The following is a 558-nucleotide window of genomic DNA, read 5'->3' as shown; positions in this document are numbered from 1 at the left end:
TTCAATGACATTGACCGACGGCAGGAGAATGCTTCGGCGACGCATCTCGTCAATCAGGATCGCAGCCATGCGGGATGGCTGGGTCACATGATGTGCAATTGGCATCGCGAAACCGGTCATGTCATGAAATGCCGACCGATCGAAGGTTCGGTAGCCATAACGCTTCATCAGGTGGGCCAGATGGGATCGACGGGTTTCGTCACGACGTCCGTAATGGGACCAGAGCCCAGGGGACAGGTCGAGCTGCCGCGCAACAAATGACAGAATGGGAGCCGGTGGTGTTTCACCAGATTCCAGCACCCGTCCCGGCCAGCGCATGTAGAGCATGACCATCGTGAAACCCAATCGGGAGGTTTCTCCGCGGCGGGTTGCGATCAGATCGAAGTCATCCTGGCTGAGTGTAAAATGTCTCGTGATCTCGCGATCATCGACAGAAGGCTCGTAATGTCGGGCGAGAGCTTCACGGGTCAGAAGACGGCGCCGCGCCATGATCGGATGTCTCCTTCATGTGTCCGGAAGGGGATCGTTGGACGGACTGTCCCGGACAAGTGCAACACG

General features: G+C 57.5%; 1 protein-coding gene. It reads right to left on the bottom strand.

Features of this window, described 5'->3' with window-relative positions:
- Positions 1 to 489 (bottom strand): DUF4158 domain-containing protein (locus tag KP705_RS16485; protein WP_215765032.1); only part of this gene is annotated, 489 nt, incomplete at its 3' end.
- Positions 490 to 558 lie beyond the last annotated feature (69 nt).

This window comes from Gluconobacter sp. P1D12_c, from assembly GCF_018812105.1.
GTDB lineage: Bacteria > Pseudomonadota > Alphaproteobacteria > Acetobacterales > Acetobacteraceae > Gluconobacter > Gluconobacter oxydans_A.
This window is presented reverse-complemented; position numbering and strand designations above follow the sequence as displayed.